Here is a 25,771-nt window from a genome sequence, read left to right as displayed (position 1 = left end):
CAGAGGAGCAGTCGCACAACCGCAATCCACGCCGATGACGACCAACGCAACAACGATCCTGAGCGGTGGTGGCGAGGTGATCGGCGGGCGTCGCGGCGACAATGCGACAGGTCTCAGCCGTCCTCGGCACCGTCGAGTAGCGCCCGACGCAAGGCGAGACGGTGCTCGCGGCGGATCTGCGCCTCACGGTAGCGTCGCCGGTCGCCGTCGGTCTCGGCCAGCAGCGGCGGCACCGGCCGTGGTTGCCCGTCGTCGTCGACGGCGACCATGACCAGATGCGCGGTGGCCACGTCGACCGGCGGCACCGCCCGATCCCACCGATCCGCGCTGACCTTGACGGCGACCTCCATCGAGCTGCGGCCGGCCCAGGTGATCCGGGCGTCGACGTGGACGACGTCGCCGACCCGCACGGCGCGCAGGAAGGCGGTCTCGTCGATGGCGGCGGTGACTGCGGGCCCGTCGGAATGCCGAGCGGCCACCACTCCGGCGACGGAGTCGATGAGGTTGAGAATCCGGCCGCCGTGGACGGTGCCCATCAGGTTGGTGTGATGCTGGTCCATGATCTGTGACAGGGTCAGATGCGACGCCGACGGGGGCCGGCCGGCGAGAATGGCGCTCTCGTGCATGGTTCATCCGTCCTCGGGAAGCATGCCGTCGACCAGCCGGCACGCACGTCGAGGACCCGCCGCAGCGCGTCACCCGCCCGACCCGCCCGCGAGGTCGACGGCTGCGCACACACCTCTTGTGTGCGCAGCGCGGGCAGGTCTTCGGACTCGCGGGCATGACCGGGTACGCCGGTGTCTCCTACTGGCCGTCGCTTCCCGGGCCCTACGGGCCCAGTGCCGGTGACGGCGGTCGTTCCCACTCACCGCTGCGGGGCAGTCCCGGATTCCCACCGGGTTCCCTCTTACGACGCCCGAGCGTGACAACGCCTGGGCGAACCAGCGCCGGTAACCAGCCTAGCGTTCTTGGTCAGCTGACGGCCGGCTCGGACCTGGATGTGACCTACCTCCCCCATCGCCCTTGCCGATGGATCCGGGTGGCCTGGCGGGTGACGCAGAGGCCGGCCCGGCGGCGGGATCGGTCACGTCGGTGCCGGCCGGGCCTGCGACCTCGGCGCTGTCGGCGACCGGGTCCGGCGGCTGCGGTTCGGCTGCGACGAAGGTGACCGGAGCGTCGAACGCGGCCCGGCGCGCGGCGCGGCGCAGCGCGGCGAGCACCGCCGGGCCGGCCAGGACGATCGCCACCGCGGTGGTGATCGCGCGGCCGGTGTCCCAGCCGAAGGTGGAGGTGACTGCGGTGAACAGGGCGAGGCGGTGCAGGTTCTCCAGCACCGGCGCGCCCGCGACGTAGGACAGTTGGGTGTCCGCTCCGACGCTGAACGGCCAGAACCACAGGTTCATCAGCAGGCCGTAGCCGTAGGCGGCGAGCGCGCCGTAGGCCGCCAGGACGGCGGTCTCGGCCCGTCCGCGCAGCCTCGCCGGAAGCAGGCCGGCGCCCAGGCCGATCCAGGACGCGCACAGCATCTGGAACGGCAGCCACGGTCCGACACCGGCGGTGAGCAGGGCGGAGGCGAACAGGGACGTCGAACCGAGCAGGAAACCGAATCCGGGGCCGAAGACCCGGCCGGCTAGGACGAGGAGGAAGAACACGGTCTCGATGCCGGCGGTGCCCGCGCCCAGGGGGCGCAGCGCGGCGTTGACGGCGGCGAGCACACCGAGCATCGCCAGGGCTTTGCTGTCCATGCCACCGGAGGTGAGTTCGGCCAGCACGAGCGCCACGAGCACCGGCAGCATCAGGAAGAAGACCACCGGTGCCTCGCCGGTGCGGGCGGTGGATTCCGGCTGCGCGGGGACGAAGAACGGCCAGGTGAAGGTCGCCAGGGCGGCGGCCGAGGCCAGGGCCAGCACCACGGCGGTACGCGGGGCGACCCGCAACACGGTCACGCCGGTGCCTGGGTCTGGGTCAACGCGGTGGCGACCTGTTCCACAGTGAGCCACGGCGCGGGGGCGAGGACCTTGGCCACCTGCGGGGCGAACGCCGGTGACGCGAGCATGACCTCCGCCGTGCTGCCGTCGGAGACGATGTCCCCCTCGGCCATGACGATCACCCGATCGGCGAGGGCCGCGACGAGTTCGACATCGTGGGTGGCGACCACCACGGCGCGGCCGGCGGCGGCCAACGCGCGGACGACCTCGGTGAACTGCCGCTTGGCGTGGTAGTCCAGGCCACGGGTCGGCTCGTCGAGCAGCACCACCGGCGGAGCGGCGGTGAGCTGGACGGCGAGCGCGAGGGCCAGCCGCTGCCCCTCGGACAGGTCACGGGGATGCCGGTCGGCGGGCAGGCCGGGGGTGAGCTGGTCCAGCAGCGCCCGGCAGGTGCCGGTCGGCGCCGCGGTCTCCCGGTCGGCCTGGGCGCATTCGGCGTCCACGGTCTCCAGGTAGAGCAGATCGCCGGAGTTCTGCGGGACAAGGCCGACGTGCCGGCGGGCCCGGCCCGCCGGCAGCCTCTTCGGGTCGACGGTCCCCTGCGGTCCGGCCACGTCGACGGTGCCGCCGTGGCGGGGGCCGCTACCCTGCACCGCCCACAGCAGACTCGACTTGCCGGACCCATTGCGGCCCATCAACGCGACGACCTCGCCGGAACGCAGGTCGACGTCGACGCCGGCCACCGCGACCGTGCCCGGATACCGTACGACGATCTTCCGCGCGGTCAGCGCCGCCGCCCTCTCCGTCATCGTCTCGGGCGGCGGCGGGTCCACGTCAGCGAGCCGACGCCGCAGGCCGGACGCCTGCCGACGAGCGTCGCGCACCGACAGCGGCAGGGGTGTCCAGCCGGCGAGGCGACCCAGCTCGATCAGCGGCGGCGCGATGTCGATGTGCGCCAGCACCGTTGCCGGTGTCCCGTCGATCACGCTCCCGTCGCCGGGCAGGTAGAGCAGCCGGTCGGCGTACTGCACCACCCGCTCCAGCCGGTGCTCGGCCAACACCACGGTCACGCCGAGGTCGTGTACCAGCCGGGTGACGGTGGCGAGCACGTCCTCCGCGGCGGTGGGGTCCAACGCGGAGGTGGGCTCGTCGAGCACCAGCACCCGGGGATGGGCCGTGAGCACCGCGCCGATGGCGACCCGCTGCTGCTGGCCGCCGGAAAGCGTCCGCAGCGGCCGGTCGCGCAGGTCCGCGATGCCGAGCAGGTCGAGGGTCTCCTCCACCCGCTTGCGCATGACCGTCGGTGGCAGGGCCAACTGCTCCATCCCGTACGCCAGTTCCTCCTCGACGGTGTCGGTGACGAACCCGGCCATGGGGTCCTGACCGACCACGCCGACGACGTCGGCGAGGTCGCGTGGCGGGTGCCGGCGGGTGTCCCGGCCGTCCACGGTGACGGTGCCGTGCAGGGTGCCGCCGGTGAAGTGCGGCACCAGTCCGTTGATCGCCCGCAACAGGGTCGACTTGCCGGCGCCGGTCCGGCCGGCGACCAGGCAGAGCTCGCCCTCCTCGACCCGGAGCGTCACGTCCCGCAGCGGCGGCGACCCGCCCTCGACGTAGCGGACGGTGACCCGGTCAAAAATGATCATAAGGGGCCTTCCGTCACCGGCGACGACGTGGTGGCGGGGCGTGCCGTGTCCACCCGCGGGCCTGGGGCGGGGAGCGCCGGGACCGCCGCCGGTGGGCGGGCGACCCGCGCCGCGGGCGGTGGCGGCGCCAGCCAGGCGGGGGCCGCCGCGACCGCGACGGCGAGCAGCATCAACGGCGTCAGCTGGGGCCAGGTGAGCGGGCTGACCGGAGGGTAGAGCAGCTCCGGGGCGACCGCGCCGGCCAGCGTGGTCAGCGCGGCGGCGGCCACGCCGCAGCCGGCGACGAGCAGCTCGGCCGGGTGCCAGCGATCCGGCCGGTAGCGGCTGCGGCGGACCCTGCGGCCGGCCAGCAGCATCCCGGCCACGGCGGTGGCCAGGCCACCGAGGAGCAGTGGCAGGCCGAGGTAGCCGGCCCCGGTGTCGAGCAGCCCGTACGTGCCGGCGCACACGCCGATCAGCCCGCCGAGCACCAGCGCGCCGGTGGTGGCGCGCTGGCCCGGGGGCACGGCCGCGGTCCGGCCGTAGCCCCGGGAGTCCATCGCCGCCGCGAGGGCCAGGGACCGGTCCAGCGCGTCGGCCAGCACCGGCAGGGCGATGCCCTGCAACGCCCGCATCCCGCGCCCGGACGCGCCACGCAACCGTCGTGCCCGGCGGACCCGTAGCACGCTCTCCACCAGCTGCGGGGCGACCGACAACGCGACCACGACGGCCGTGCCGACCGCGTACAACGCGCCGGGCACCGCCTTGAGTAGCCGTTTCGGGTTGGCCAGCGCGTTCGCCGCGCCGAGGCAGATCAGCATCGCGGCCAGCCGCAGCCCGTCGTAGAACCCGCCGAGGACCTGCTCGACGGCGACGGGCCCGAACAACCGGATGCCGGCCGCCCAGGCTGGCAGCGGGACCTCCGGCAACCGGATCAGCACGTGGTCGCCCTGCCCGCCGCCGAACACGATGCGAAACACCACCCGCATCACCACGATCACCGCGCCGAGCACCAGGTACATCCGGAACGCCAGCGCCCAGGGCGCGTCGCCGCGCCGCCGGACGACCACCAGCGCGGCGACGGCGATCAGCAGTGCCAGCGGCAACGGATTGGTGGTGTGACTGGCCGCCGTGGCCAAGCCCAGCGCCCAGAGCCACCACGCGCCCGGGTGCAGCCCTCGGGGCAGCGGCGCCGACGGCCACCACGACGCCGCCCGGCCGGTCCGGGCGGTCGCGCCCGGGTGGCGTCTGGCCCGGTCAGTCATCCTGGTCGGCGGTCCGCCGCCGCCTGGCGGCGATCACGCCACCGGCGGCGAGTGCCGCCAGCAGCAACACCCCCGCCGCCGTGCCCAGCGGGACGCCACCGTCGCCACGGGGTGCGGCGACACCGGTCAGCACCGGTTCCTCGGAGTCGCTCGGCGATGGGCCGCCGGACCCGCCGGTCGGCGGCGCGGTGGCCGGCGCGCCAGGTGTCTCCGGCGATCCACTGACCGGTGTCCTAGCGGAGGGCGCCGCAGACCCGGACGCGCGTGTCGTCGGCGCTGCCGAACCGGGGCCACCGCCGGCCGCCGACGAAGGCGCGACCGGCCCGCCGCCTGCCGGTGGCGTGACCGGTGCGCCACCGGTGGTGGGCGGTGGTGGTGGCGACGGTCGTTTCGGTGCGATGCCGGGACGGGGCGCGTCGTTGGCGGTGCGGTTGAGGGAGAACGACCAGCCCTCGAAGGTGCCGGCCGGCGGCTTGCGGTTGAGCACACCCTTGTCGCTGTACGTCCAACTGCCACCGTCGGCCGCGTGCCAGTACGACCAGTAGGCGCTGGCCGGAGGCGTGTCGACGCACTTCTCGGCCGCCGCCGACGGTTTGCCCTCGATCCGGCAGACGAACCCCTCGCCCCAGCGCAGCGTGCCGGTGACCTGGAAACCGGCGCTCTTCAGCGCCGTCAGGCCGGTCGGCTGCTCGCCCCGGGCGCACCGCACCACCGTTCCGCCGCCGAGTTCGTTGAAGTCGACCACCACGGTGACGCCGGAGGCGTCCGGGCAGTAGCCGGCCGCACCGGCGGCCATCGCCGGGCTGCCCGGTTCGCCCACCACGCCGACGGCGGCCAGGACGACGGCCAGCCCGGCGCGGACGATCCGGACGATCACGTCGCCCTCCGTCGGCTGAGGAGCAGCAGCAGCGACCCACCACCGACCATCAGGAGCGCGATCAGCACGTACGTGGTGATCGCCGCGCCGGTCGTCGGTAGGCCACCCGCACCCCCCGGGGCGGTCGGCGCGGCAGTCGGGGCGGCGGTCGCCGACACGGTGGGTGACGGGGCCGGTGCCGTGGTGCTGGCGGACGCACTCGGGGTCGGGCTGGCCGGTGCGGTCGGCGTCGGCGACCCGGTGGGTGTGGGGGACGCCGTTCCGGTCGGTGAGGCCGTGCCCGTTGGAGTCGGCCCGGGCGACGACGGCGGAAGGTCGAGGCCGATGCGGCCGAGCGGCACCTGGGCGAGACCGAGCAGTGCCTGCGCGGTGGCCCGACGCCACTGGTCCCGGGAGACGTCGTCGATCCCGGACCCGACAGCGGCGGCCAGGCCTTCGGCGTTGTAGGCGATGGCTCCCGCGTCGGCGGCTGCGCCGCCGTGCGACGTGGTCAGCTGGAGCACGCGGAGCGCGCCCGCTGCGCGGGCGGCCTCGGCATGGCGTCCGGAGGCGGCGAGCGCCTGCCCGGCCAGGCCGGTGCTGTTGGAGTTCGCGCCGGTCGTCGGCCCCGAGCCGCCGAACGACCCGTCGGAATGCTGCTGGGCGACCAACCAGTCCACGCCCCGATCCGCCGCGGCCGCGGCACCCGTGGCCCCTTCGTCTGCGGCGGCCAGCAGCGCCTGCACGGCCATCGCGGTCGAGTCGACGTCGAGGGTGGCGCCGGCCTGCTCGTCGCACGACGGCGACGGGCCGTCCCCCGTGTCGGGGTAGAGCCGGAAGCCACCGGCCGCGCACTGCTGCCGGACGAGGAAGTCGACGGTGTCCTGCGGGACGTCGCCGCTGCGGGCCAGGCCCAGCACCGTGAAGGACTGGTCGAAGGTGTTGCTGGCGTCCGGACCGCTGTCGGCGGTGGTGCGGCTGGTGATCCGCCCCCGCTGATGCCCGGCGTCCGCCCCGGCGACCAGCGACAGGGCCTCGGCCCGCAGGTCGAAACCGCCGAAGTCGGTGGGATCAGCTCCGGCGGCGGCGGCCGCGTAGAGCAGCTTCGCGGTGGCCCCGCCGTCGGTGAAGCCCTCGATGCCCCAGTCGTCGTAGCTGTTGTAGGAGCGCACGTGCGCCGCGACCTGCGCGGTCGCCGCCTGCCGGGTCGGCACGGCCACCCCGGTCGCGGACAACGCGATGATTCCGTCGATGGTCAGGCCCCAGTCAGGGCTCCCGAACGGCCCGGGAAGTGCCCCGTCGGCGACCTCACCGGCCAACCAGGACGCTGCCTCGCGTGCCGCGGCGGCGTCGGCCGGTGCCGGTGCGGCAACCACGGTCAGGGGCAGGGCGGCGATCGCGGCGAGGGTCGCCGCTGTGCTGGCGGCGAGACCGGTGCCGATCCGCCGGTGCCGGGACAGGGACATGGGGTGCCTTTCGCAGAGCGGTCGGTGAAGGCGCCGGAACGCAGCCGAGGAGTCGGCACCCGCTCGCATGACGACGCGTTGCGCGGGGTGGACGGACCTCGGCGGCCCGGACTTCACCCTGTAGACCTCGACAGTGGAAGCCGCTCGTCCCGGGCGAGGCATTCCGGCTCGCGGGGTCGATGCCTCGCTCACGGTTGCGGGTCAGCGCCGGCTTCAACCGACTTTCCCCCACACGGGACGTATGCAGTTGTGTGCCCGGCGTGAACCGGGTGCCGACACGGTACCGCCCGCACGTCGAGTGACGCCAGAGCGGTGGCCGGCACCCGGCACGTCGGTCGACGGGTCAGGGAGCGGCGATGCTCGGTGGGGCGCCCGCGCCGAAGGACCAGCCCTCGACGCTGCCCGGCGCGGGGTTGTAGCTGGTCGCGCCGGACGTGCTGTAGGACCAGGCGCCGCCGCTCGGCGCGTGCCAGTACGACCAGTACGCGGTGACGGGTGGAGTGTTGACGCACGGCTCGGTCGCGGCGGTGGGCTTGCCGTTGATCCGGCACACGAACGCCAGTCCCCAGCGCGAGGTTCCGGTCACGGTGAAGCCCGCGCCCTGGAGGGCGGCCAGCCCAGTCGCCGGGTCGCCGAGGGCGCAGGCCACCTGGACCCCGCCGCCGAGGGCGGCGAAGTCGACCACCACGGTGACCCCCGACGTGTCGGTACACGCGGCGGCGTGCGCGGCCTGCGGCGCAGGCTCGACGGCGGTCAGCGCGACGGCGGCGACGGCGGCGGCCAACAGTCCGGCAAGCCGCCTACGAATGACGATTCGAAACATGGGTCCTCCCCGAGAGCAGACGAATGAGAATCAGGCGAGCGACGGGACGGCTCACGGGCAGTCGGGGGTCGGTGCGCCGGTCGTCGCGCCGGCGGCGGACAGGTGGGCGTACCCAGCGCCGGTCAGACCGAGGACGGCCTGCGCGGTGGCGCGGGCGGCGGTGGCCGGGTCGAAGGCGCCGCCGTCGAAGTCGACCGCCCCCCGGTCGGCTGACGCGCCGGCGCAGTCGACCTGGAGTCCGGCGAGGAACGTGCGGGCCCGCGCCCAGGCCAGCGGCCGGTGACCATCGCGCAGCGCCTGCGCGGCGAGCCCGGTGCTGTTCGCGTTCGGTGTTCCCCCTACGTTGGCGAACCCGCCGTTCGCGCCCTGCACCGAGAGCAGCCAGCGCAGCCCCGGGGCGGCGTCGGCCCTGCGGCCGGCCGCCCGCAACGCCTGCACCGCGAGCGCGGTGGCGTCCACGTCGGAGGTGCAGACCGGCTGGGCGGGCAGCAGCGGGTAGCCACCGTCGGCGCAGCGGGTGCCGGCCAGCCAGGACGCGGCCGCTGCCGGCACGCCCTGTGCGGTCCGGTCCAGCGCGAGGATCGCGAAGGACTGACTGAAGGCGTTGCTGTAGTCGCCGAACGCCGACCGGTCGGTGAACCGGCCGGTCGGCGACTGGAGCGAGCGCAGGCGGGCGACCAGGTCCACCCCGCCCACATCCGTCGGGTCACCGCCGCGCACCGCGACGGCGAGGGCGAGTTTGGCGGTGGCGCCGACGTACGCCTCGGTCGTGCCGTCGCCCACGTAGGCGTCGCGGACGTCCGGCCGGCTGACCCAGGCCAGCGCCCGCGTGCCGGAGTCGTCGGCGACGCCGGCAGCGGCGAAGGCGAACACCGCGTCGAGGGTGAGCCCCTGGTCCGGGTAGGCGACCCCGTCGTAGACCACCTCGAAGCGTTCCCCGTCGATTAGTTGCCGGGCCAGCCACCCGGCGGCGGCCTCCGCCCGGGTCGGGCCGGCGGGCGCGGGAGCGGCGAGCGCGGGCGTGGTGACTGTGAGGGCGGCGAGCACACCGCAGAACAGCGCGAGCAGGCGGTGCCGGCTCAGGCGAACGACCATCGGAAGCGCCTTTCCGGCCCGGCGGTCGTCAGAACCCGAACGACCACCGTGGCACGGGGTCGACCGGGACTCCGACCCGTGGGCCACGACGGGTGGGGGAGCGAAATCGCGGGCACGTCGGGTATTCGGGCTTGTCATCGGAGCACACCCCGATGGCCTACCGTTGCGGGCCAGCGCCGGACTTCGACCGGACTTCCCCCTACGCGCACGCTGATGAAGTTGTCGCGTCAGTCTGGCCGGGCGGGGCAGCACGTGTCAATGCGTTGCCCGACATCAACACACGGTGACCATCGCGACAGGGTGACACGGTCGCTCGGCCGTGCCGGGCGGGACGGTGTCGGCGTCCCGCCCGGCCTGCGCTCACCTGCCGCGAAGCTCGACGGCGGCGGCGGCGAGGTGCGCCAGAGACGCCTCGACCTCGGGATAGCTGCGGGTCTTCAGGCCGCAGTCGGGGTTGACCCACAGCCGCTCGGCCGGCACCACCGCCAAGGCCCGGCGAAGCGCCTCGACGACCTCGTCACGTGGCGGGACCCGGGGCGAGTGAATGTCCCACACGCCTGGCCCGACTCCGCGGTGGTAGCCGGCCGCGGCTAGGTCGCCGAGGACCTCCATCCTCGAGCGGGACGCCTCGATGCTGGTGACGTCGGCGTCGAGGGCGTCGATGGCGGCGATGATCTCACCGAACTCGGAGTAGCACAGATGGGTGTGGATCTGGATGTCGTCGGCGACACCGCTGGTGGCCAGGCGGAACGCGCCTACCGCCCAGTCCAGGTAGGCATCCTGGTCCGCCGCGCGCAGGGGCAGGGTTTCCCGCAGGGCCGGCTCGTCGACCTGGATCACCCGGATGCCGGCCGCCTGAAGGTCGCGGCACTCGTCACGCAGGGCGAGGGCGATCTGGTCGGCGGTGACGTTGATCGGCTGGTCGTCGCGCACGAACGACCAGGCGAGGATCGTCACCGGTCCGGTGAGCATGCCCTTGACCGGCCGGTCGGTCAGCGATTGCGCGTAGGAGGACCAGGCGACCGTCATGGGAGCCTGCGGGCCACATCGCCGTAGATGACCGGCGGGCGGACGCAGCGGGAGCCGTACGACTGCACCCAGCCGTGCTCGGTCGTGGCGAAACCGGTCAACTGCTCACCGAAGTATTGGACCATGTCGTTGCGCTCCGGCTCGCCGTGCACGAGTACGTCGAGGCCCAGCCGCTCCTGGAGCCGGATGACATGCTCGACCTCGGCGCGCATCCGCTGGACGTAGCCGGAGTCGTCGAGCCGGCCGGACCGGTGTGCGGCGCGGGCCGCACGCAGCTCGGCGGTCTGCGGGAACGAGCCGATGGTCGTGGTGGGCAGCGGCGGCAGGTGCAACCGGGCCTGCTGGACCGCCGCCCGCCGCCGGTGGTCGCCCCGTTGCCTGTCGCCTGGGCGCAGCGCGGCGAGCCTGCCCCGCACGGTGTCGTCGCGCCACGCTTTCGGGGCGGGTGGTAGCGGTTCAGGCAGCGGCGTCGTGCCGTCGCGCAGGGCGCGGCCGAGCAGGACGACCTCGTCGACCTTCTGCCGGGCGAAGGCCAACCGCCGTCGCAGCTGCGGATCGAGCGTGGTCTCGGCGGAGAGATCCACCGGTGTGTGCAGCAGGGAGCAGGAGGTGGACACGGCGACGTGGTCGGCGAGCCCGGTGACCGCGGCACCGGTCGTTATCGCCGCCCGAAGGTCGGTGCGCCAGACGTTGCGACCGTCGACGAGCCCGGCGACGATCGTCTTGCCGTGCAGTGGGCCGGCTCCGGCGAGACGTCGCAGGTTGCCGGGCCCGGCAACGAGGTCCAGGCCGAGCGCCTCGACCGGCGTGTCCAGCAGCGCGGGCAGCGCGTCACCGAGTTCCCCGAAGTAGGTGGCGACGAAGATCCTCGGCCGCTGCCGCACGGAGCACAACCGCATGTAGGCATCGTGTAGCGCCTCGATCTCGGCCGTGGTGCGGTCGGCCACGTAGGCGGGTTCGTCCAGCTGAACCCACGTGACACCGGCGGCGGCGAGGGCACGGAGAACGTCGGCGTACACGTCGACGAGTTCGGCCATCCGATCGAATGACTCGACGCCTGGTGTGGAGGTCTTGGCCAGCAGCAGGAACGTGGCGGGCCCGACCAGCACCGGTCGGCTCTCGATACCCAGCGCGCGGGCTTCTCCGTACTCACGCAACGCCTTGTCGGGGTTCGCGGCGAAGACGGTGTCGGGTCCGATCTCCGGGACCAGGTAGTGATAGTTCGTGTCGAACCACTTCGTCAGTTCCAGCGCCGGTTCGGCGTCGACGCCGCGGGCCATGGCGAAGTAGGTGTCGAGCCCTGACAGGCCGAGTCGGGCGAAGCGTCGTGGGACCGCGCCGACGGCCACCGCCGTGTCGAGGACGTGATCGTAGTAGGAGAACGTGTTCGACGGGATCGCGTCCAGGCGGGCGTCGCGCAGCGTCCGCCAGACCCCGGCGCGCAGCGCGACCGAGGTGCTCTCCAACTCCGCGGCGTCGATGCGGCCCGCCCAGTAGGCCTCCACGGCCTTCTTCAGTTCACGGTTACCACCGATACGTGGATAACCGAGCACGGTGCTCTGACCGAATGTGGTGCTCATGGGTCCTTCCCTCGAAGCGTCCGAGGACTCACGCGAGGGCGGGAGGGAAGAGGCGCAGGGGCGCACCGGCTTCCGCCCCGGCCTTCCCGAGAGACCGTCAGCGGCGCACGCCGGCCGGCGTACGCGGTGCGGGCAGGTCTTCGGACTCGTGGGCATGACCTGTCCGGTCGCCTAATGGCCGTCGCTTCCCAGACCTCGCGGTCCAGTGCTTGATGACGGCGGTCGTTCCCACTCACCGCTGCGGGGCAGTCCCGGTCTCGCACCGGGTTCCCTCTTACGACGCCGCGACGCTTGAGCGTCACAGCGAACCAGCACTGCTGTCTATCCTAGGTGTCCAGAAGCGATCGGCGTTGGCGCGTCCCCCTTCGAGACACAGAGACATCGCGGCAGCAGCCTCGAGCTGTCCGACGGGAAGGTGACGAATGGGCAGTAGGATCGACAGGGTGGCCGTGCTCGTGGACGGCAGCGAATGGGTGGCGATTCGCCCGGAGGACTTCGAACGCCTCGACGCCTGCCGACGGCAGGTAGGCGCGACGGCTGCCCGCGCCACCCGGCTGGAGCACGAGGTGCGTCAGGCCCGGGCCCGGCTGGCGCGGATCGAGGCGATCGTCGCCGAAGGCGACTCCACCGACAGCATGTGTGAGCGTCTCACCCGGGTACTGGCCGGCTCGGATACGGCCCGGCCAGCTGTCAGGGGTCGAGAGGCGTGACGGAGTCACCCCTCAGCCGCTCGCGGTCGTGGTCGACTCCCCTGCCTTGAGTGCCCACGCGGACCACACCGGTGACCGGATCTGAACGACCCGCGTCGACAGGCTCCTCACCGCGGTCTTCTCTGTCGGACCACCGCCGGATGCCGGGGGTCGGTCAGCTGTGTGCCGTCATGCGTGGATACCGCCCGGTGAGAAGGTGGTCGCCGAGTTCCCGGGCCTTATATGCGACGGGGTCGTGCAGGGTGAGCGTGCGGGCGTCACGCCAGAACCGGTCGAGGCCGGTGGCGCGGGCCGTCGCGCGCGCGCCGGTGAACTCGAAGATCCTGCTCGTCGCCTCCGTGGCCAGCCGGCTGGACACGACCTTCGCGGCGGAGACGGTCAGTGCCGTCCGGCCGCGTTCGGCCGGGGTCAGGGCGGGGCCGCGGGCGTCGGCCTCGGTGAGGGCGCGGGTCGCGTGGTCGGCCAGGAGACGCGCTGCGGCCAGGACTGCGGTGAACTCTCCGTAGCCCGTCAGCACGTGGGGATCATCGACGGCTTGCCCGAGTCCGCTCGCGGGCCAGGGGCGCGAACGCTCGCGGGTGTATCTGGCGGCCTCGTCGATCGCGCCGGCAGTGATGCCGACGAGGACCTGCGTGAGGACTGCCTGGAAGGCCAGCGACACCAGGGACAGGCGTAGGTGGCGGGGGCTGGACTCGTCTTCGTCGGCCGGGAAGGTGCCCAGCACGTCGCCCTGGCTGACCCGGACGTCGTCGAAGGCGACGCTTCCACTCGCCGTCAGGCGTTGGCCCAGATTGTCCCAGTCCGGAGGGTGCGAGACTCCACTGCAGCTGCCGTGCATGACGACGACGAGACGTGCCGTGTGATCGTCGCGGATCGCGCTGACGAGCAGGCGGTCGGCGACGGCGCAGCCGGTGGCGAACGCGCCGCGGCCCGAGACGCGGAGTCCGTCGCTGGTCGTGGTGGCCGTGATGGTGTCGCGTGGGTTGCTGACCGCGGCTACGAACACCCGGCCGGTGGCGGCCTCCTGGCGTAGCGAGGTCGCCAGCTCGGCGTTGTCGTAGAGCGTGGCCCGCCACAGGTGCAGGTAGTGGTAACCGAGGAGGTGACCGATCGACGGGTCGGTGGCCGCCACGATCCGGGTCACGGCGTGTGTGGTGGGGTGGTCGTCGGGGTCGAGGGCGAGCAGGCCGCTGTCACGCAGCAGTTCGATCTCGGCGTGCGGGGGTTGGTTGGCGTGGTCCCGCTCGACGGCGTCCGCGCGGAGCCGCTCGGCGACGGTGTGGGCGGTGGTGATCGCTTCTGCCGGGTTCATGACACCCCTGTCGGTTCGGGTGTGGGGCGGCGGAGCATCCGGTCCGCGAGGATCACGACCGGTGGCAGCAGCAGGCACTGGGCGGCGATGGCCAGCCAGAAGCCGGCGAGGTTCCCGGCGGACTCGAACAGCTGGTAGAGGCCCCCGCCCGCGACGCCGCTGAGGAACGCGCCGGCGCCTTCGGCGAGCCGCTGCTGGCCGAAGACGACCGTGGGGGATCTGTCGGTGCGGGCGAGCGCTTCGAGGGTGTTCTTGAGGAAGATCACGGAGTTGCCCGCGCCGATGGCGAGGACGCCGGCGGCGACCGCGATCTCGTTGCCTCCGGTGAAGGCGAGCATGCCGACGGCCAGGCCGCCGAAGCCGAGGGCCATCGCGTGCGGGTACCGCATCCGCTCGACCCGCTGGGAGATCAGCGGCTGGATCACGGCCAGGAGCAGCGAGTACGCCATCATGGCCGACCCGTAGAACACGGCCGGCACCCGGCCCTCGGCGTACGACGACAGATACTGGTAGAAGTGCATGTGCAGGTAGAGGGTCAGGGCGGTCACGGCGAACGGCAGCACCGCGATCCCGTGCAGGGCGCGGCGCAGCGGCTCGACCACCTCGTGGTCGGCTCGTCGTTCCCGGGGCAGGAATGCGTGCCCGATCGTCATCGCCAGGTGCAGCACGGTGGCGACGGCGAACATCACGGTCGGGTCGTGGATGAACAGCGCGCCCGCCACCGGCCCGAGCGCGATGCCGACGTTGCCCGTGGCGTAGCTCGCGGAGACCAGCCGTGGCCGCTCGTCCGGGGTCGCGCCGAGCACCGTGTAGCCCCGCACGCTGGGCGAGTAGACCGCCGAGGCCGCCGAGCGCAGGAACAGCGCGGCGATCGTCAGCGCCGGCCAGGCGCCGCCGGCGAGGAAGCCCAGCGAGCCGAGCGTCTGCAGCACCATCGCGGCGAGCAGGCACCGTTGGAGGCCGAGCCGCTCGGCGAGGGCCGCGCCCGGCAGCCCGCCGGCGAACTGCACGAACGTGGCTAGCCCGAGGATGACACCCACCTGGTCCATGCCCAGGTTCATCCGGTCGCGGAGCAGGACCGCCAGGTACGGGTACACCGAGAAGTTGATCAGGTTGACGAGGAAGCCGCTGCCGAGCAGCGCGAGTTGCACCCGGGTGAACCGGCGGATGCCGGTCACGCCTTGGTTCCCCGGACGATCAGCCGGGTGGCCCCGCCGTCGTACGGCCCGCCATCGAAGTCGCCGAAGCACTCGACCTTTTCGAACCCGGCCTGCGCGACCATGTCCGTCAGCTCCGCGGCGCTGTAGACCCAGCAGGTGAGCGAGGTGTGCTCGGCGCGGTCGCCGCGGACCAGCGTCCAGTCGGTGCGGTACCGGGTCCAGTCGTCGAGGATCGTGTCGCGCATGACCACCATGCCGCCGGGCACGTCGACGATCTTCGGGGGCCCCACCCAGGAGGCGTAGACCTCCTTGCTCAACAGGTCGACGATCAGCGTTCCCCCGGGCACCAGGCAGCGGTACGCGTTGCGCAGGACTTGGAGGTTGTCGTCGTGCTCGTCGAAGTACCCGAAGGACGTGTACATGTTCACCACGACGTCGAACGCGTCCGGCGACACGTACTCGCGTACGTCCGCGCGGACGAACGACGCCCCGGGCCCGGTCCCGGCCGCCTCGGCTTCGGCCCGGTCGAGCAGCTCGCGGTGGAGGTCCACGCCGGTCACCCGGTGGCCCTGACGCGCCAGCGGCACCGCGAAGAAGCCGACGCCACAGCCCTGATCGAGCACGCGGCTTTCCGGCGGGAACGCCAACAGCGGCGAGGTGGTCACCAGGTCGGCGGCGTGCCGGGCCCGCTCGGCGGAGAAGAGCACGTCCGAGAAGCCGGACCACAGGGACAGATCCTCGTACCAGCTCACCGTGGCCTCCCATCGCGCGGCGCCCCGCGTCCTGTCGACATGTCGTATCGATGACCGGGAAAGTTCCTCACGACGGCACGACGCCCAGTCCGGGTGCGTCGCCCAGGACGATCCGACCGTTCTCCAGACCGAGGCCCCGGAAGGGTGGCTCCCGCAGGTACAGGTGGCCGTCTAGGTCGATGTGGTCGGCCAGCGGTGCGAGCTGCGCGGCCTGGCTGATGGCCAGCTCCGACTCGCACATGCAGCTGATCATGGTGCCGAGCCCGGCCCGCCGGCCGGCCTGCATCACCCGCCGGGCGCCGCGGATCCCGCCGGCCTTGCACAGCTTCACGACGAAACCGTCGGCGTACGACCGGGCGGCATGGACGCTCGCCTCGTCGGTGCATCCCTCGTCGAGGAAGACCGGCAGCCGGTCGGGCACCTCCCGGTAGCGGTGGTAGTCGTCGATCGCGGTCACCGGGAACGGCTGCTCGATCAACTGGATGCCGAGCCGCCGCAGGTGGGGGGTGAGCGCGCGGGCGGTGTCGAGGTCCCACGCCTCGTTGGCGTCGATGCGGACCGGCAGCGGGGTGACCGCCCGGATAGCTTCGAGGGCTGCGATGTCGCCGGGGCCGCCGACCTTCACCTTGAAGGCGCCCACCGCCGGAGCGTTGCGGACCGCGTTCGCCGCCTCCTCGGGTCCCGCCATGGAGATCGTGTAGACGGTCGGTCCGAGCGTTCGGGCCGCGCCGGACAGCTTCCAGGTCGGCTGCCCGGCGGCTTTGCCGATCCAGTCGTGCACGGCGCCGTCGAGTGCCATCCGGGCACCTGCGGGCGCGTCCCACCGACCGATCCGGTCGAGGACGTCCTCCGGGTCCCGCAGGTCCCGTCCGAGCACCGCCGCCGCGTCGGCGTCGATGGCCGCTACGACGTCGTCGGCGGTGACGCCGTCGTAGCCGGCCGGTGTGCCTTCGCCGAAGGCGGTGATCCCGTCGTGCGTCAGGGTGACCATGCAGGTCCCGACGGAGTCGATCTCGCCCCGGGAGCTGCGCACCACCTCGATGAGCCGCAGTGTCTCGCGGCGGACGGACAGTTCCATGGGCGAGTCCTCCCGATTGTGCGGCTTGCCGGAACCAGAGCAGGCCCGGCGACGACTATCAGACGCGGCGGACATCAACGGTGGCGGATGGAGTGGTGATGGAGTGGTTCGAGGACGAGACGTTGTGGACCGGGTTCGGGGAGGTGATGTTCTCCGCCGAGCGTGCCGCCGAGGCCGAGGCGCGGGTGTCGATGTCTCCGCTGCTGCGCGTGCCGGCCGGGGCCGCCGTGCTGGATCTGGGGTGCGGGCCGGGGACGTACACGATTCCGCTGGCCCGCCGGGGCGCGGCGGTCACCGGCGTGGACCTCAGCGCGGCGCTGCTCGACCGGGCCGTGACGGCCGCGTCCGCCGCGGGTGTCGGCATCCGGCTCGTCCGGGCCGACATGCGTGAGTTCGTCGAGCCGGACCGGTACGACCTCGCGATCAGCATGTACACGTCGTTCGGGTTGTTCGCCGACCACGACCAGAACATGCGGGTGCTGCGCAACGTCCTGGCCAGCCTCAAGCCCGGCGGTCGGGCGCTCATCGACCTGTACGGCAAGGAGATCGCGGCCCGCGACGGCCTCGCCCCGAAGATCGTCGACGTCGATGGTGGCACGCTCGTCGTGCGCGGCACGGTCCTCGCCGGCTGGACCCGGTTCCGGGACGACTTCCTCCTGGTCCGGGACGGTCAGGCGCGCACGGCCGTCGTCGAGCACGCGCTCTACAGCGCCGCCGAGCTCAAGGGGATGCTCCGCGAGGCGGGCTTCACCGACGTCGACTGCTTCGGCGGCTTCGACGGGGAGCCGTTCGACAACCACGCCCGGCGGCTGATCGTCCGCGGCCGACGCGGCTAGCACGACTGGCGGGTGCGGACGTGGACCGCGCCCGCCGCGGCGACGGCACGGTGGGTGGCGATCTCCGCCGTCGGTCCTTCGGCGAGCACGATGCCGGCGTAGCCACGCCCGTCGGCGACGTGCGCGATGCGGGTGCCGATGGCCTTGGTCGGATACCAGCGCGGCCGACCCGGATAGCGGTGCAGGTCATCGATCCCCTGCACGGCGACGAGCTCACCGGCCCGCTGCGGGTAGGCCAGGACGAACGCCACCGCCGGACCGCCGGGCAGGGCCGCGTCGAGCAGGCGGGGGCGACGGCCGAGCGCGAGGTCGACGAGGCCGGCGTAGACGTTGACCCCGAGCGCGCGGCACATCGCCTCGCCGACCAGCGCGCCGCCGATGCGGGGGTTCACCTCGATCAGCTGCGGACCGTCGGTGGTCATGGCGATCTCGATGTGCGCGAACCGGTCGGTGTAGCCGAGGGCCGCCAGCACCGCGCCGGCCCACGCCTCGATCTCGCGGAGCTCGTCGGGTGGCAGCGCCACGGGGAACGCCGTCACGTCCTCCCGGAACCACGGCTGGGCCGACATGAGCCGGCTCGACAGTCCCAGCAGCCTGGTCTGCCCGGCCCAGGTCACGGTCTCGGCGCTGTAGACGGGCCCGGGTAGGAACGGCTCGGCGAACAGGCTCCCGAACAGCGCCGCGTCCGTGGCCTCGCGGCGGAGGCGGGCGAGGTCGTCGGCGTCGCGGACGAGCCACACGTTCGCGCTGCTGGTGCCGGCGGTGTCCTTGACCACGGCGGGCAGCCCGACCGCCGACGCGAGCCGGTCGAGGCTCACCGTGGCCGCGTCGTCCACCGGGAAGGGCACGACCCGGCTCAGGTTCCTGCGGTGCAGCAGGTCGCGGACGCGGGCCTTGTCGCGGACCAGCCGGATCGTCGCCGGGTCGATGCCGGGCAGGCCGAGCTCGGCGGCGAGTTCGGCGCCGGTCACTCCCCAGGTGTCCGTCGAGCTGATCAGCCCCCGCAGGTCGCCGATCGCGCGCAGGGCCTTGCCGACCGCCTGGCGGTCGTGCGTGTCGACCGGGATGACGTCGATGGTGCCGGGCGGCAGCGTGGCCAGCTCGTGGAGGTAGAGCGGCTCGACGCCGGTCAGCAGCGCCAGCCGCTCACCGCAGGAGTGGGCGGCCCTGGCGAGGTGGGCGAGGCCGAAGGAGAGCATCTCGATGCACGCGATGGTCACGATGGATAGGTCGGGCGGGTGGGGCGAAGGGTTCCCATTGATCGACATCCATCGTTGATGCCGAGGGCGAGCAGGGTCTGCGTGTAGGGGTGGGCGGGCTGGTCGGTGACCTGGTCGGTCGGGCCATGCTCGACGATCCGACCGCCCCTCATGACCGCGATCCGGTCGGCGAGCTGCGCGACGACCGCGAGGTCGTGGGTGATGAACAGGCAACCGAACTCAAGCTGGTCCCGCAGGTCGCAGAGCAGGTTGAGAACCTTCGCCTGCACCGACACGTCGAGCGCGGTGACCGGCTCGTCGCAGATCAGCAGCCGCGGTCGCAACGCCAACGCGCGGGCGATCGCCACCCGCTGCTGCTGCCCTCCGGAGAGTCGCGCGGGGCGGCGGTCGCCCAGCGCGGGGTCGAGCCCGACGAGGTCCAGCAGCTCGTCAACCCGCGCGGACCGGGACCGGGTGTCACCGATCCGGTGGATCTGCAGCGGCTCGGCGATCGCCTGCCGGATCGTGTGCCGCGGGCTGAGCGTCAGGAAGGGATCCTGGAACACCATCTGGATCTGACGACGGTGTGCCCGCAACGCCCGGCCCCGCAACGCGTGCACGTCGACGCCCGCGAGGTGCACCGTCCCAGTGCGGGGGCGGTGCAGGCCGGTGACGACCCGCGCCAGTGTCGTCTTGCCGCAGCCGGACTCGCCGACCAGCCCGACGATCTCACCGGCCGCCACCCGCAACGTGACGTCCTCGACGACCGTCCGGGTGGCACCGTAGCCGGCGGTCACCCGATCGACTGCTAGCACGAGTCCTCCCTGGTCGGCGGGTGCAGGCACGCCGACCGGTGCGCGGTCGCCGGAAGCAGCGGTTGCAGGGCCGGGGGCTCGTGCTCGCAGCTGTCCTGGCGTGATGAGCACCGGGGCGCGAAGCCGCAGCCGGCGAGGTCGTCCGGGCCGCCTCCGGCGAGGCCCGGCATGGTGCGGAACCGGGTGCCCGGCGCCGTCCTGGGACGCGGCACGGCGTCCAGCAGCCCGCGCGTATAGGGATGGTCCGGCTTGTCGATCACGTTGGCGGCCGGGCCCGATTCCACGATCCGGCCGCCGTACACGACGGCCACGGTGTCGGCGACCCGCGACACCACCACCAGGTCGTGACTGACGATGATCATCGCCATGCCCAGCTCGTCGCGCAGCCGCGCCAGCAGGTCGAGCAGCTGCGCCTGCACCGTCGCGTCGAGGGCGGACGTCGGCTCGTCGGCGACCAGCAGCTCCGGCTCACCGGCGAGCGCGATGGCGATCTGCGCCCGCTGACGCATGCCGCCGGACAGCTGGTGCGGGAACTGACGGGCGACCGCCACCGGATCCGGCAGGCCGGCCAGCCGCAGCAGCTCCCCGCTGACCCGGCGGGTCGCGGCCCGCCGTCCGCCCCGGCCGGCGTTGCGGACGGCCTCGTCGACGTGCGCACCGATGGTCCGCAACGGGTTGAGGAACGCGCCGCTGTCCTGGAAGACCACGCCGACCCTGCGGCCGTTGATCCGGCGCCGCTCGCCCGGGGGGAGACCGATCAGCTCGTGGGTACCCAGCAGTGCGGAGCCGGTCACCGTCGCGCTCGGGTCGAGCAGCCCGAACGGCGCGAGCGCGGCCGTGGTCTTGCCGCTGCCGGTCTCGCCGACGAACGCGAGCACCTGCCCGCGCCGCACCTCGTAGGACATGCCGGCGACGATGCGCCGGGAAGCGCTGCCGTCGGGGTACGTGACGGACAGGTCCCGCACCCGCAGCACGGTGCCCGGATCGGGGGACGCGGCCGACCGGGTGGCGCGGCGGATCCGTCCCGGGCGGACCAGACGGATGATCGACGGTCGTTCCGCACCGGCCGCGAGCCGTTCGCCGAGCAGGTTGCTGGCGAACACCACGGCCGTGATCGCGACACCGGGCGGGTAGGCCAGCCACCACGCGGAGGCCAGGAACGGCCGCCCCTCGATGAGCATCTGGCCCCACTCCGCGTACGGCGGGGCGACCCCGAGGCCGAGAAAGCTCAGCGTGGCGACGGCGAGCACGACGGTGCCGACGTCCGTACTGGCGTAGACCAGGCAGGGCCCCAGCGCCAACGGCAGCAGGTGCCGGCCGATGATCCGGCCGTGACCGGCGCCGAGCAGGCGCAGGGCGTCCAGGTGCGGGCTGCCGCGCATGCCGGCGACGCGAGCCCGCGCGATCCGGGCGTACGGCGCCCACGACCACAGCGCGAGCGCGAGGATCAGGTTGTCCACGCCCGGGCCGCGCACCCCGATCACCGCGAGCGCCACCAGCATCCCCGGCAGTGACACGACCACGTCGATCACCCGGGAGACCACGCGGTCGACCCAACCGCCCGCGTAGCCGGCCACGGTGCCGACGACCGCACCGGCGGTCAGGGAGATAGCCAGCACCGCCGCCGTGATCGCCAGGGAGATCTGCGCGCCGTAGAGCAGCCGGCTGAGCTGGTCGCGGCCGAGCTGGTCGGTGCCGAGAAGGTGCTCGGCAGACGGCGACGCCAGACCGGCCGCGAGGTCGTTGGCGGTGGGGTCCGCCGGGGCGATCAGCGGCGCCAGCAGTCCCGCCACCGCGAACACGACCAGCGGCACCGCGACCAGCGTCGTCCGCACCCTGCCGCGGTTCACGACGAGCTCCGGCGGGCGCGCGGGTCGATGAGGCCGTGCAGGACGTCGGCGCACCGGTTGGCCAGGATGAACCCCCCGCCCATGACGAGCACGGCGGCCTGCAGCGCCGGTACGTCCCGCGCCCCGGCCGCCTGCACGAAGTAGGCCCCGAGGCCGGGCCAGCCGAAGATCTTCTCCACCACGACGGTGGCCACCAGGAGGCTGCCGATGCCGAACCCCGCCACCGACAGGATCGGCCCCGCCGCGTTGGGCAGGCCGTCCCGGAGCACGATCGACAGCGGGCTGCTCCCCCGCGCCTGCGCCGCGCGCACGTACGGCCGGTCCAACGCCTCGCGCAGCGTGACCGCGACGACCCGGCTGAGCACTCCGGCCGCCGGCAGGCCGAGCACCGCCATCGGCATGATCCACGTCCGCGGGCCCGCCATCCCCGACGTCGGCACCAGGTGCAGACGCAGCGCCAGGAACAACACCAACAGGTAGCTCAGCCAGAACGCCGGCACCGACGTGACCAACAGCGCGCCGACCCGCAGGCCACCGCGCAGCGCGCCACGCCCCAGCACCGCCCCGGCGACGCCGACCGCCACCCCGACCACGAGCGCCACCGTCGCGGAGCCGGCGACCAGCCCGAACGTGACCCCCAGCCGGTCGGCGACCTCGGGTCCCACGGGCGTGTTCGTCCTCAGCGACAGCCCGAAGTCGCCGGTGCTGGCATGGGCGAGCCACCTCAGGTACCGCACCGGGGCGGGATCGTCGAGGCCGAGCTCGACGCGGACCGCCTCGATCTGCTCGGGCGTGGCCGGTCGTCCGGCCCGGGTCGCCGCGAGCACCGCCGCCGGGTCGCCACGGGCGAGCAGCACCAGGGCGAACGTGCCGACCGACATGGCCAGCAGCACCCCGACGGTGTCGGCGGCCCAGCGTGTGACGTATCCACCGGCGGCGACCAGGCGATCGGGGACCCTCACTCGACGGTGACTCCGGTCAGCTCCAGGTCGACGTCGGTGGGCGGCACCGCGAAGCCCTTGACGGCGTCCCGGGCGGCCCACAGGCGCGGCCGGTAGACCAGCGGCACGAAGCCCGCGTCGGCGGCCACCGCATCGTAGAGCGCCTGGTATGCCGCGCTGCGGGTGGCCGGGGCGGTGGCGTAGAGCGCCTTGTCGACCAGGTCCTCGGTGGCCGGGGTCGCCCACAGCGGGGCCCGGGCACCGGAGGTGAACAGCGAGACGATCGACCCGGACGGGTCGTACGGCGCGCCGAGCCCCTCGAAGAACGTGATGTCGTACGCGCCCTCGGCCCGCTCGTCGTAGTAGGTGGCGGAGTCGACCGGGGCGATCTCGACCGTGATACCGACCTCATTGAGGGACGCGGCGATCGCGGCGGCCATGGCGCGCGGGTCGAGCTGCCCCTCGGCCGGGGCGGCGGGGATGAGCATCTTGAGAGAGAGCTTCTTGCCGTCCTTGACGCGGGCGTCGCCGCTGGGCGTGTAGCCGGCCGCGTCGAGCGTGCGGCGGGCGGCGTCCTGGTCGACGACGACCGGCAGGTCGGTGCCGGAGTCGGGGACGCCCGGCGGGAACACCCGCCGGGCCGGCTCGCCGTAGCCCAGCAGCAGCGCCTTCGCCAGGGCGGCGGTGTCGACCGCCTGCCGGACCGCCTCGCGGACGGCACGGTCACCGGCCGGGCCCTTCGCGTTGAACCCGAGGATGATCGAGACGTCCGGCGCGCCGGTGAGCAGTGCGACGTCGGCGCGGTCGGCCAGCGACCGGGCCTCCACCGGCGTGATCGGGGCCAGGTACGAGCCGCCGATGAGATCGAGCTCGCCGTTGCCGAGCGCGTCGATGCGGGCCTGCGAGTCGGGGATGACCTTGAACTCGAGCTTCTCCAGCTTCGGCTTCGCCCCCCAGTAGGCGTCGTTGCGGGCCAGTGTGACACCGGTGGCTGACTGAGATTCCACCTTCCAGGGCCCGGTGCCGACCGGGTTGTGGAACTCGCCGCTCGCGGTCGCGGACTTCGGGCTGAGCAGCCGCACCGGCCGCACGATCGACATCTCCTGCAGCAGCGGCTCGTACGGCTCGGACAGCGTCAGCCGCACGGTGTCCGCGTCCGGGGTGTCCACGGCCGAGATGATCTGCGAGGCGCGGAAGAACGTGAACTTCTTGTTGCCGATCCACCGGTCGAAGTTCCACTTCACGGCGGCGGAGTCCAGTGGCGTCCCGTCGCTGAAGGCGACCCCGTCGCGCAGGTCGAACGTGACCTGCTTGCCGCCCTCGGCGACGGTCCACGACTGCGCGAGCCCCGGCTCCAGCTTGCCGCCCTCCGCGTAGGTGACCAGCGGCTCGTAGATCGCGTCGAGCAGCAGGAAGTTGCCGGTAAACGCGTGCGGATCCAGCGCGCCGGACTCCCCGCTCAGGCCGATGCGCAGCACCGTGGAGCTGGCGTCGTCGGCACCGGCGTCGACGGTGCACGCACTGACCAACATGATCGACGCTACGAGGGGGGCGAGCAGGCGTAGTCGTGACACGGGCTCTCCTGGGCGGACGCTGACCAGACGGCTCGGCGGCGATTCGTCGGCCACCGCTGAAGTAGTCGGCGGCACAATGCCCCTGGTTCCCCCGAGATCGGTCAATTCGTCATTCGCGAAGATTCCCTGTGCACCGGAACCGGCACGGCCGTGGACGCGACCTGAACGAAGCGCTAGACATCGACCTAGATGACTGGCCTTGGATGCCCGCGCTCCGCCGCCCCCACCAGCGGCACAACACGAGGGACGACCACCCATGCCATTCACGGTCCCGCCCGAAGCCGTCACGACCGTCCACAGCCATGTCACCGACGCCCTCAGGACGCCACGCCTCATCCGCCTGTCGGACAACACCATGCTCGTCCGGTTCGAGACGCTGAAGATCTACGCCGCCCTCGGCGCCGTCCGGGCCCTGCTCGCCGACGGCACCGTGCGGCCGGGAGACACCGTCGTCGACAGTTCGAGCGGCATCTACGCCCTGGCCCTGGCGATGGTCTGCCACCGCTACGACCTCCGCTGCCACATCGTCGCCTCGACCACCGTGACACCGACGATCCGGTCGCAGTTGGAAATCCTCGGCGCGACAGTGGACCAGATGCCAGCCGAATCCGATCTGCGCCTCGATCAGGACCGCAGGGTCGCGCGGGTACGCCAACTGCTGCACGACCACCCCGAGATGCACTGGATGCGCCAGTACCACGACCCCAACCACTACCTGGGATACGCAGAACTGGCCGGCCTCGTACGCATCGCGCTTGCCGGAAGGCCCCTGACGGTAGTGGCCAGCGTCGGCACCGGCGCGTCGAGCGCCGGCCTGATCCAGCCGCTACGCCAGCACGACCCGTCGACCAAACTCGTCGGAGTCCAGCCGTTCGGCAGCGTCAGCTTCGGCAGCGAGCGCTTCCAGGACCCCGAGGCCATCATCGCCGGCATCGGCAGCGCCATCCCCTTCGACAACGTCCGCCCCGACCTCTACGACCGGTTGCACTGGCTGACGTTCCACTACGCCATGGCCGGCACGGTCGACCTGATGCGGACACACGCCGTCTTCGCTGGCCTGTCCACCGGAGCGGCCTTCCTGGCAGCAGCGTGGGAGGCACAGCGTCACCCCGAACGCGAGCACCTCGTCATCGGCGCCGACACCGGGCACCGATACGTGGACCGGGTATTCGCCCGGCACGAGGAGGCCCTAGACCCGGCCCCGCTCAAACCCACCGAGATCGACGCCCTCACAGACCTGGCATTCCCATGGTCAACCATGGACTGGGACCGGCGCGCCCACCCGGACCATGCACTACCCACCCGCACCGTTTCACGTCCCTACCCGGAGATGTACCGAGCACCCGATCATGAACAGGGATGCTGAGGAGTCATCAGCCCGGTTGGCACGGACAGGTCGCCGTCGTGCAGGACCTCGACAGTGGAGATCTGACGGATCCCTGGAACCCGTGGCCTGGAAGGTGAGAGCGGTGATGGGAGGACGCTGCAGCAGCTTGCCGTCGGCGGTGCCGGCCCGTCGACGCGACCCGCCGCAAGGACTTCCTGCCGACGCCGTCCGGGCGGGTCTGCAGCGGTAGGAGCGGTGCTCTCACCGGGCCATCTCTTGCCATAGACAGCTCGCGGCGACGATGAGGATCACCAACAGCACCTCGATCCAGGCGAGAGGGCCGTTGGCAACGATCAGCCGAGCAGGCGCACCACCAGCCCCTCCACGGCGAGGATGATGGACCACAGGATCAACGCCCTGTCCAACGGACCACACCCAGGCCAACACGGAGAACTACGCAGTCCTAGGGCACGGAAAGAACTGTCGCCCAGACGCAGTCGCTCGAAGGTCGCCTCGCCGCCGAGGGTCAGATCCCCACGGCCAGTCCGGC

20 protein-coding genes, 1 pseudogene and 4 riboswitches are annotated in these 25,771 nt (G+C 72.7%); of the genes and pseudogenes, 3 read left to right on the top strand and 18 right to left on the bottom strand.

From position 1 onward, the window contains the following. Nucleotides 1-113: 113 nt before the first annotated feature. The 9 genes and pseudogenes from LPU61_RS27635 to metE form a co-directional block, all read right to left on the bottom strand. The gene (locus LPU61_RS27635) at nt 114-626 is read right to left on the bottom strand and encodes an acyl-CoA thioesterase (protein ID WP_229406616.1); all 513 of its coding nucleotides are present in this window, start codon (nt 624-626) and stop codon (nt 114-116) included. A gap of 114 nt (nt 627-740) precedes the next feature. After that, a riboswitch (cobalamin riboswitch) is annotated at nt 741-961 on the bottom strand. Then, entirely contained in the window at nt 960-1,946 is a 987-nt protein-coding gene (locus tag LPU61_RS27630) for an ECF transporter S component (protein WP_229406615.1), read from the bottom strand. (Overlaps the previous riboswitch by 2 nt.) Next, on the bottom strand, nt 1,943-3,574 hold the full coding sequence (locus LPU61_RS27625) for an ABC transporter ATP-binding protein (protein WP_229406614.1): 1,632 nt from the start codon (nt 3,572-3,574) through the stop codon (nt 1,943-1,945). Before LPU61_RS27625 ends, LPU61_RS27630 begins: the two co-directional genes overlap by 4 nt. Continuing rightward, a complete protein-coding gene (locus tag LPU61_RS27620) occupies nt 3,571-4,818 on the bottom strand; it encodes a CbiQ family ECF transporter T component (RefSeq protein WP_229406613.1) in 1,248 nt (415 codons plus the stop codon). The genes LPU61_RS27625 and LPU61_RS27620 overlap by 4 nt, the downstream gene beginning before the upstream one ends. Next, on the bottom strand, nt 4,811-5,668 hold the full coding sequence (locus LPU61_RS27615; RefSeq protein ID WP_374199723.1) for a hypothetical protein: 858 nt from the start codon (nt 5,666-5,668) through the stop codon (nt 4,811-4,813). The genes LPU61_RS27620 and LPU61_RS27615 overlap by 8 nt, the downstream gene beginning before the upstream one ends. A 23-nt stretch (nt 5,669-5,691) precedes the next feature. Further along, nucleotides 5,692-7,140, bottom strand: coding sequence for a cell wall anchor protein (locus tag LPU61_RS27610; protein WP_229406612.1), 1,449 nt, complete (start codon nt 7,138-7,140; stop codon nt 5,692-5,694). Nucleotides 7,141-7,274: 134 nt separating this feature from the next. Beyond that, nucleotides 7,275-7,414: riboswitch (cobalamin riboswitch) on the bottom strand. A 69-nt stretch (nt 7,415-7,483) separates the two neighbouring features. Next, nucleotides 7,484-7,963 (bottom strand): hypothetical protein, encoded by a 480-nt coding sequence (locus LPU61_RS27605; protein WP_229406611.1) that lies wholly within the window; start codon nt 7,961-7,963, stop codon nt 7,484-7,486. A gap of 51 nt (nt 7,964-8,014) precedes the next feature. Then, complete coding sequence (locus tag LPU61_RS27600; protein ID WP_229406610.1) at nt 8,015-9,058, bottom strand: peptidase; 1,044 nt, start codon at nt 9,056-9,058, stop codon at nt 8,015-8,017. A 98-nt stretch (nt 9,059-9,156) separates the two neighbouring features. Next, a riboswitch (cobalamin riboswitch) is annotated at nt 9,157-9,291 on the bottom strand. A 127-nt stretch (nt 9,292-9,418) separates the two neighbouring features. Then, nucleotides 9,419-11,667, bottom strand: a pseudogene (gene metE, locus LPU61_RS27595) (5-methyltetrahydropteroyltriglutamate--homocysteine S-methyltransferase). 113 nt (nt 11,668-11,780) lie between these two features. Beyond that, nucleotides 11,781-11,995, bottom strand: a riboswitch (cobalamin riboswitch). Nucleotides 11,996-12,110: 115 nt separating this feature from the next. On the opposite strand from metE, the gene LPU61_RS27590 reads away from it, so the two are divergent. Beyond that, nucleotides 12,111-12,377, top strand: coding sequence for a hypothetical protein (locus LPU61_RS27590; protein ID WP_178063172.1), 267 nt, complete (start codon nt 12,111-12,113; stop codon nt 12,375-12,377). A 154-nt stretch (nt 12,378-12,531) separates the two neighbouring features. Here the strand turns inward: LPU61_RS27590 and LPU61_RS27585 are convergent, their stop codons facing one another. The 4 genes from LPU61_RS27585 to LPU61_RS27570 form a co-directional block, all read right to left on the bottom strand. After that, the gene (locus LPU61_RS27585) at nt 12,532-13,689 is read right to left on the bottom strand and encodes an acyl-CoA dehydrogenase family protein (protein ID WP_229406609.1); all 1,158 of its coding nucleotides are present in this window, start codon (nt 13,687-13,689) and stop codon (nt 12,532-12,534) included. Continuing rightward, nucleotides 13,686-14,867, bottom strand: coding sequence for an MFS transporter (locus tag LPU61_RS27580; protein WP_229406608.1), 1,182 nt, complete (start codon nt 14,865-14,867; stop codon nt 13,686-13,688). Before LPU61_RS27580 ends, LPU61_RS27585 begins: the two co-directional genes overlap by 4 nt. Continuing rightward, nucleotides 14,864-15,601, bottom strand: coding sequence for a class I SAM-dependent methyltransferase (locus tag LPU61_RS27575; RefSeq protein WP_043961694.1), 738 nt, complete (start codon nt 15,599-15,601; stop codon nt 14,864-14,866). The genes LPU61_RS27580 and LPU61_RS27575 overlap by 4 nt, the downstream gene beginning before the upstream one ends. 67 nt (nt 15,602-15,668) lie before the next feature. Beyond that, nucleotides 15,669-16,679, bottom strand: a complete 1,011-nt coding sequence (locus tag LPU61_RS27570) for an enolase C-terminal domain-like protein (RefSeq protein WP_052503625.1) — start codon at nt 16,677-16,679, stop codon at nt 15,669-15,671. A gap of 98 nt (nt 16,680-16,777) precedes the next feature. Between LPU61_RS27570 and LPU61_RS27565 the strand changes: the two genes are divergently transcribed. Continuing rightward, nucleotides 16,778-17,515, top strand: coding sequence for a class I SAM-dependent methyltransferase (locus tag LPU61_RS27565; RefSeq protein WP_043963881.1), 738 nt, complete (start codon nt 16,778-16,780; stop codon nt 17,513-17,515). Here the strand turns inward: LPU61_RS27565 and LPU61_RS27560 are convergent. The 5 genes from LPU61_RS27560 to LPU61_RS27540 are packed head-to-tail and all read right to left on the bottom strand — an operon-like array spanning nt 17,512 to nt 23,852. Then, the gene (locus LPU61_RS27560; protein ID WP_229406607.1) at nt 17,512-18,735 is read right to left on the bottom strand and encodes an ATP-grasp domain-containing protein; all 1,224 of its coding nucleotides are present in this window, start codon (nt 18,733-18,735) and stop codon (nt 17,512-17,514) included. The two genes, LPU61_RS27565 and LPU61_RS27560, sit on opposite strands and share 4 nt — an antisense overlap. Continuing rightward, nucleotides 18,732-19,529, bottom strand: coding sequence for an ABC transporter ATP-binding protein (locus LPU61_RS27555; protein WP_229406606.1), 798 nt, complete (start codon nt 19,527-19,529; stop codon nt 18,732-18,734). Before LPU61_RS27555 ends, LPU61_RS27560 begins: the two co-directional genes overlap by 4 nt. Continuing rightward, the gene (locus LPU61_RS27550; RefSeq protein WP_052503624.1) at nt 19,523-21,379 is read right to left on the bottom strand and encodes a dipeptide/oligopeptide/nickel ABC transporter permease/ATP-binding protein; all 1,857 of its coding nucleotides are present in this window, start codon (nt 21,377-21,379) and stop codon (nt 19,523-19,525) included. Before LPU61_RS27550 ends, LPU61_RS27555 begins: the two co-directional genes overlap by 7 nt. Continuing rightward, nucleotides 21,376-22,341 (bottom strand): ABC transporter permease, encoded by a 966-nt coding sequence (locus LPU61_RS27545; RefSeq protein ID WP_052503623.1) that lies wholly within the window; start codon nt 22,339-22,341, stop codon nt 21,376-21,378. The genes LPU61_RS27550 and LPU61_RS27545 overlap by 4 nt, the downstream gene beginning before the upstream one ends. Next, entirely contained in the window at nt 22,338-23,852 is a 1,515-nt protein-coding gene (locus tag LPU61_RS27540) for an ABC transporter substrate-binding protein (RefSeq protein ID WP_043961692.1), read from the bottom strand. Before LPU61_RS27540 ends, LPU61_RS27545 begins: the two co-directional genes overlap by 4 nt. Nucleotides 23,853-24,150: 298 nt before the next feature. Between LPU61_RS27540 and LPU61_RS27535 the strand changes: the two genes are divergently transcribed. Further along, nucleotides 24,151-25,260 (top strand): pyridoxal-phosphate dependent enzyme, encoded by a 1,110-nt coding sequence (locus tag LPU61_RS27535; protein WP_229406605.1) that lies wholly within the window; start codon nt 24,151-24,153, stop codon nt 25,258-25,260. The last annotated feature ends 511 nt before the right edge of the window (nt 25,261-25,771 follow it).

The sequence above is a fragment of the Micromonospora sp. NBRC 110038 genome (genome assembly GCF_020884815.1).
GTDB lineage: Bacteria > Actinomycetota > Actinomycetes > Mycobacteriales > Micromonosporaceae > Micromonospora > Micromonospora haikouensis.
This window is presented reverse-complemented; position numbering and strand designations above follow the sequence as displayed.

Bases quoted from the DNA above. Each gene is read 5' to 3' on its own strand.
- LPU61_RS27635 (WP_229406616.1), bottom strand. From the start codon at position 626: ATGCACGAGAGCGCCATTCTCGCCGGCCGGCCCCCGTCGGCGTCGCAT.
- LPU61_RS27625 (WP_229406614.1), bottom strand. From the start codon at position 3,574: ATGATCATTTTTGACCGGGTCACCGTCCGCTACGTCGAGGGCGGGTCG.
- LPU61_RS27620 (WP_229406613.1), bottom strand. From the start codon at position 4,818: ATGACTGACCGGGCCAGACGCCACCCGGGCGCGACCGCCCGGACCGGC.
- LPU61_RS27610 (WP_229406612.1), bottom strand. From the start codon at position 7,140: ATGTCCCTGTCCCGGCACCGGCGGATCGGCACCGGTCTCGCCGCCAGC.
- LPU61_RS27605 (WP_229406611.1), bottom strand. From the start codon at position 7,963: ATGTTTCGAATCGTCATTCGTAGGCGGCTTGCCGGACTGTTGGCCGCC.
- LPU61_RS27600 (WP_229406610.1), bottom strand. From the start codon at position 9,058: ATGGTCGTTCGCCTGAGCCGGCACCGCCTGCTCGCGCTGTTCTGCGGT.
- LPU61_RS27585 (WP_229406609.1), bottom strand. From the start codon at position 13,689: ATGAACCCGGCAGAAGCGATCACCACCGCCCACACCGTCGCCGAGCGG.
- LPU61_RS27570 (WP_052503625.1), bottom strand. From the start codon at position 16,679: ATGGAACTGTCCGTCCGCCGCGAGACACTGCGGCTCATCGAGGTGGTG.
- LPU61_RS27565 (WP_043963881.1), top strand. From the start codon at position 16,778: ATGGAGTGGTTCGAGGACGAGACGTTGTGGACCGGGTTCGGGGAGGTG.
- LPU61_RS27540 (WP_043961692.1), bottom strand. From the start codon at position 23,852: ATGTTGGTCAGTGCGTGCACCGTCGACGCCGGTGCCGACGACGCCAGC.
- LPU61_RS27535 (WP_229406605.1), top strand. From the start codon at position 24,151: ATGCCATTCACGGTCCCGCCCGAAGCCGTCACGACCGTCCACAGCCAT.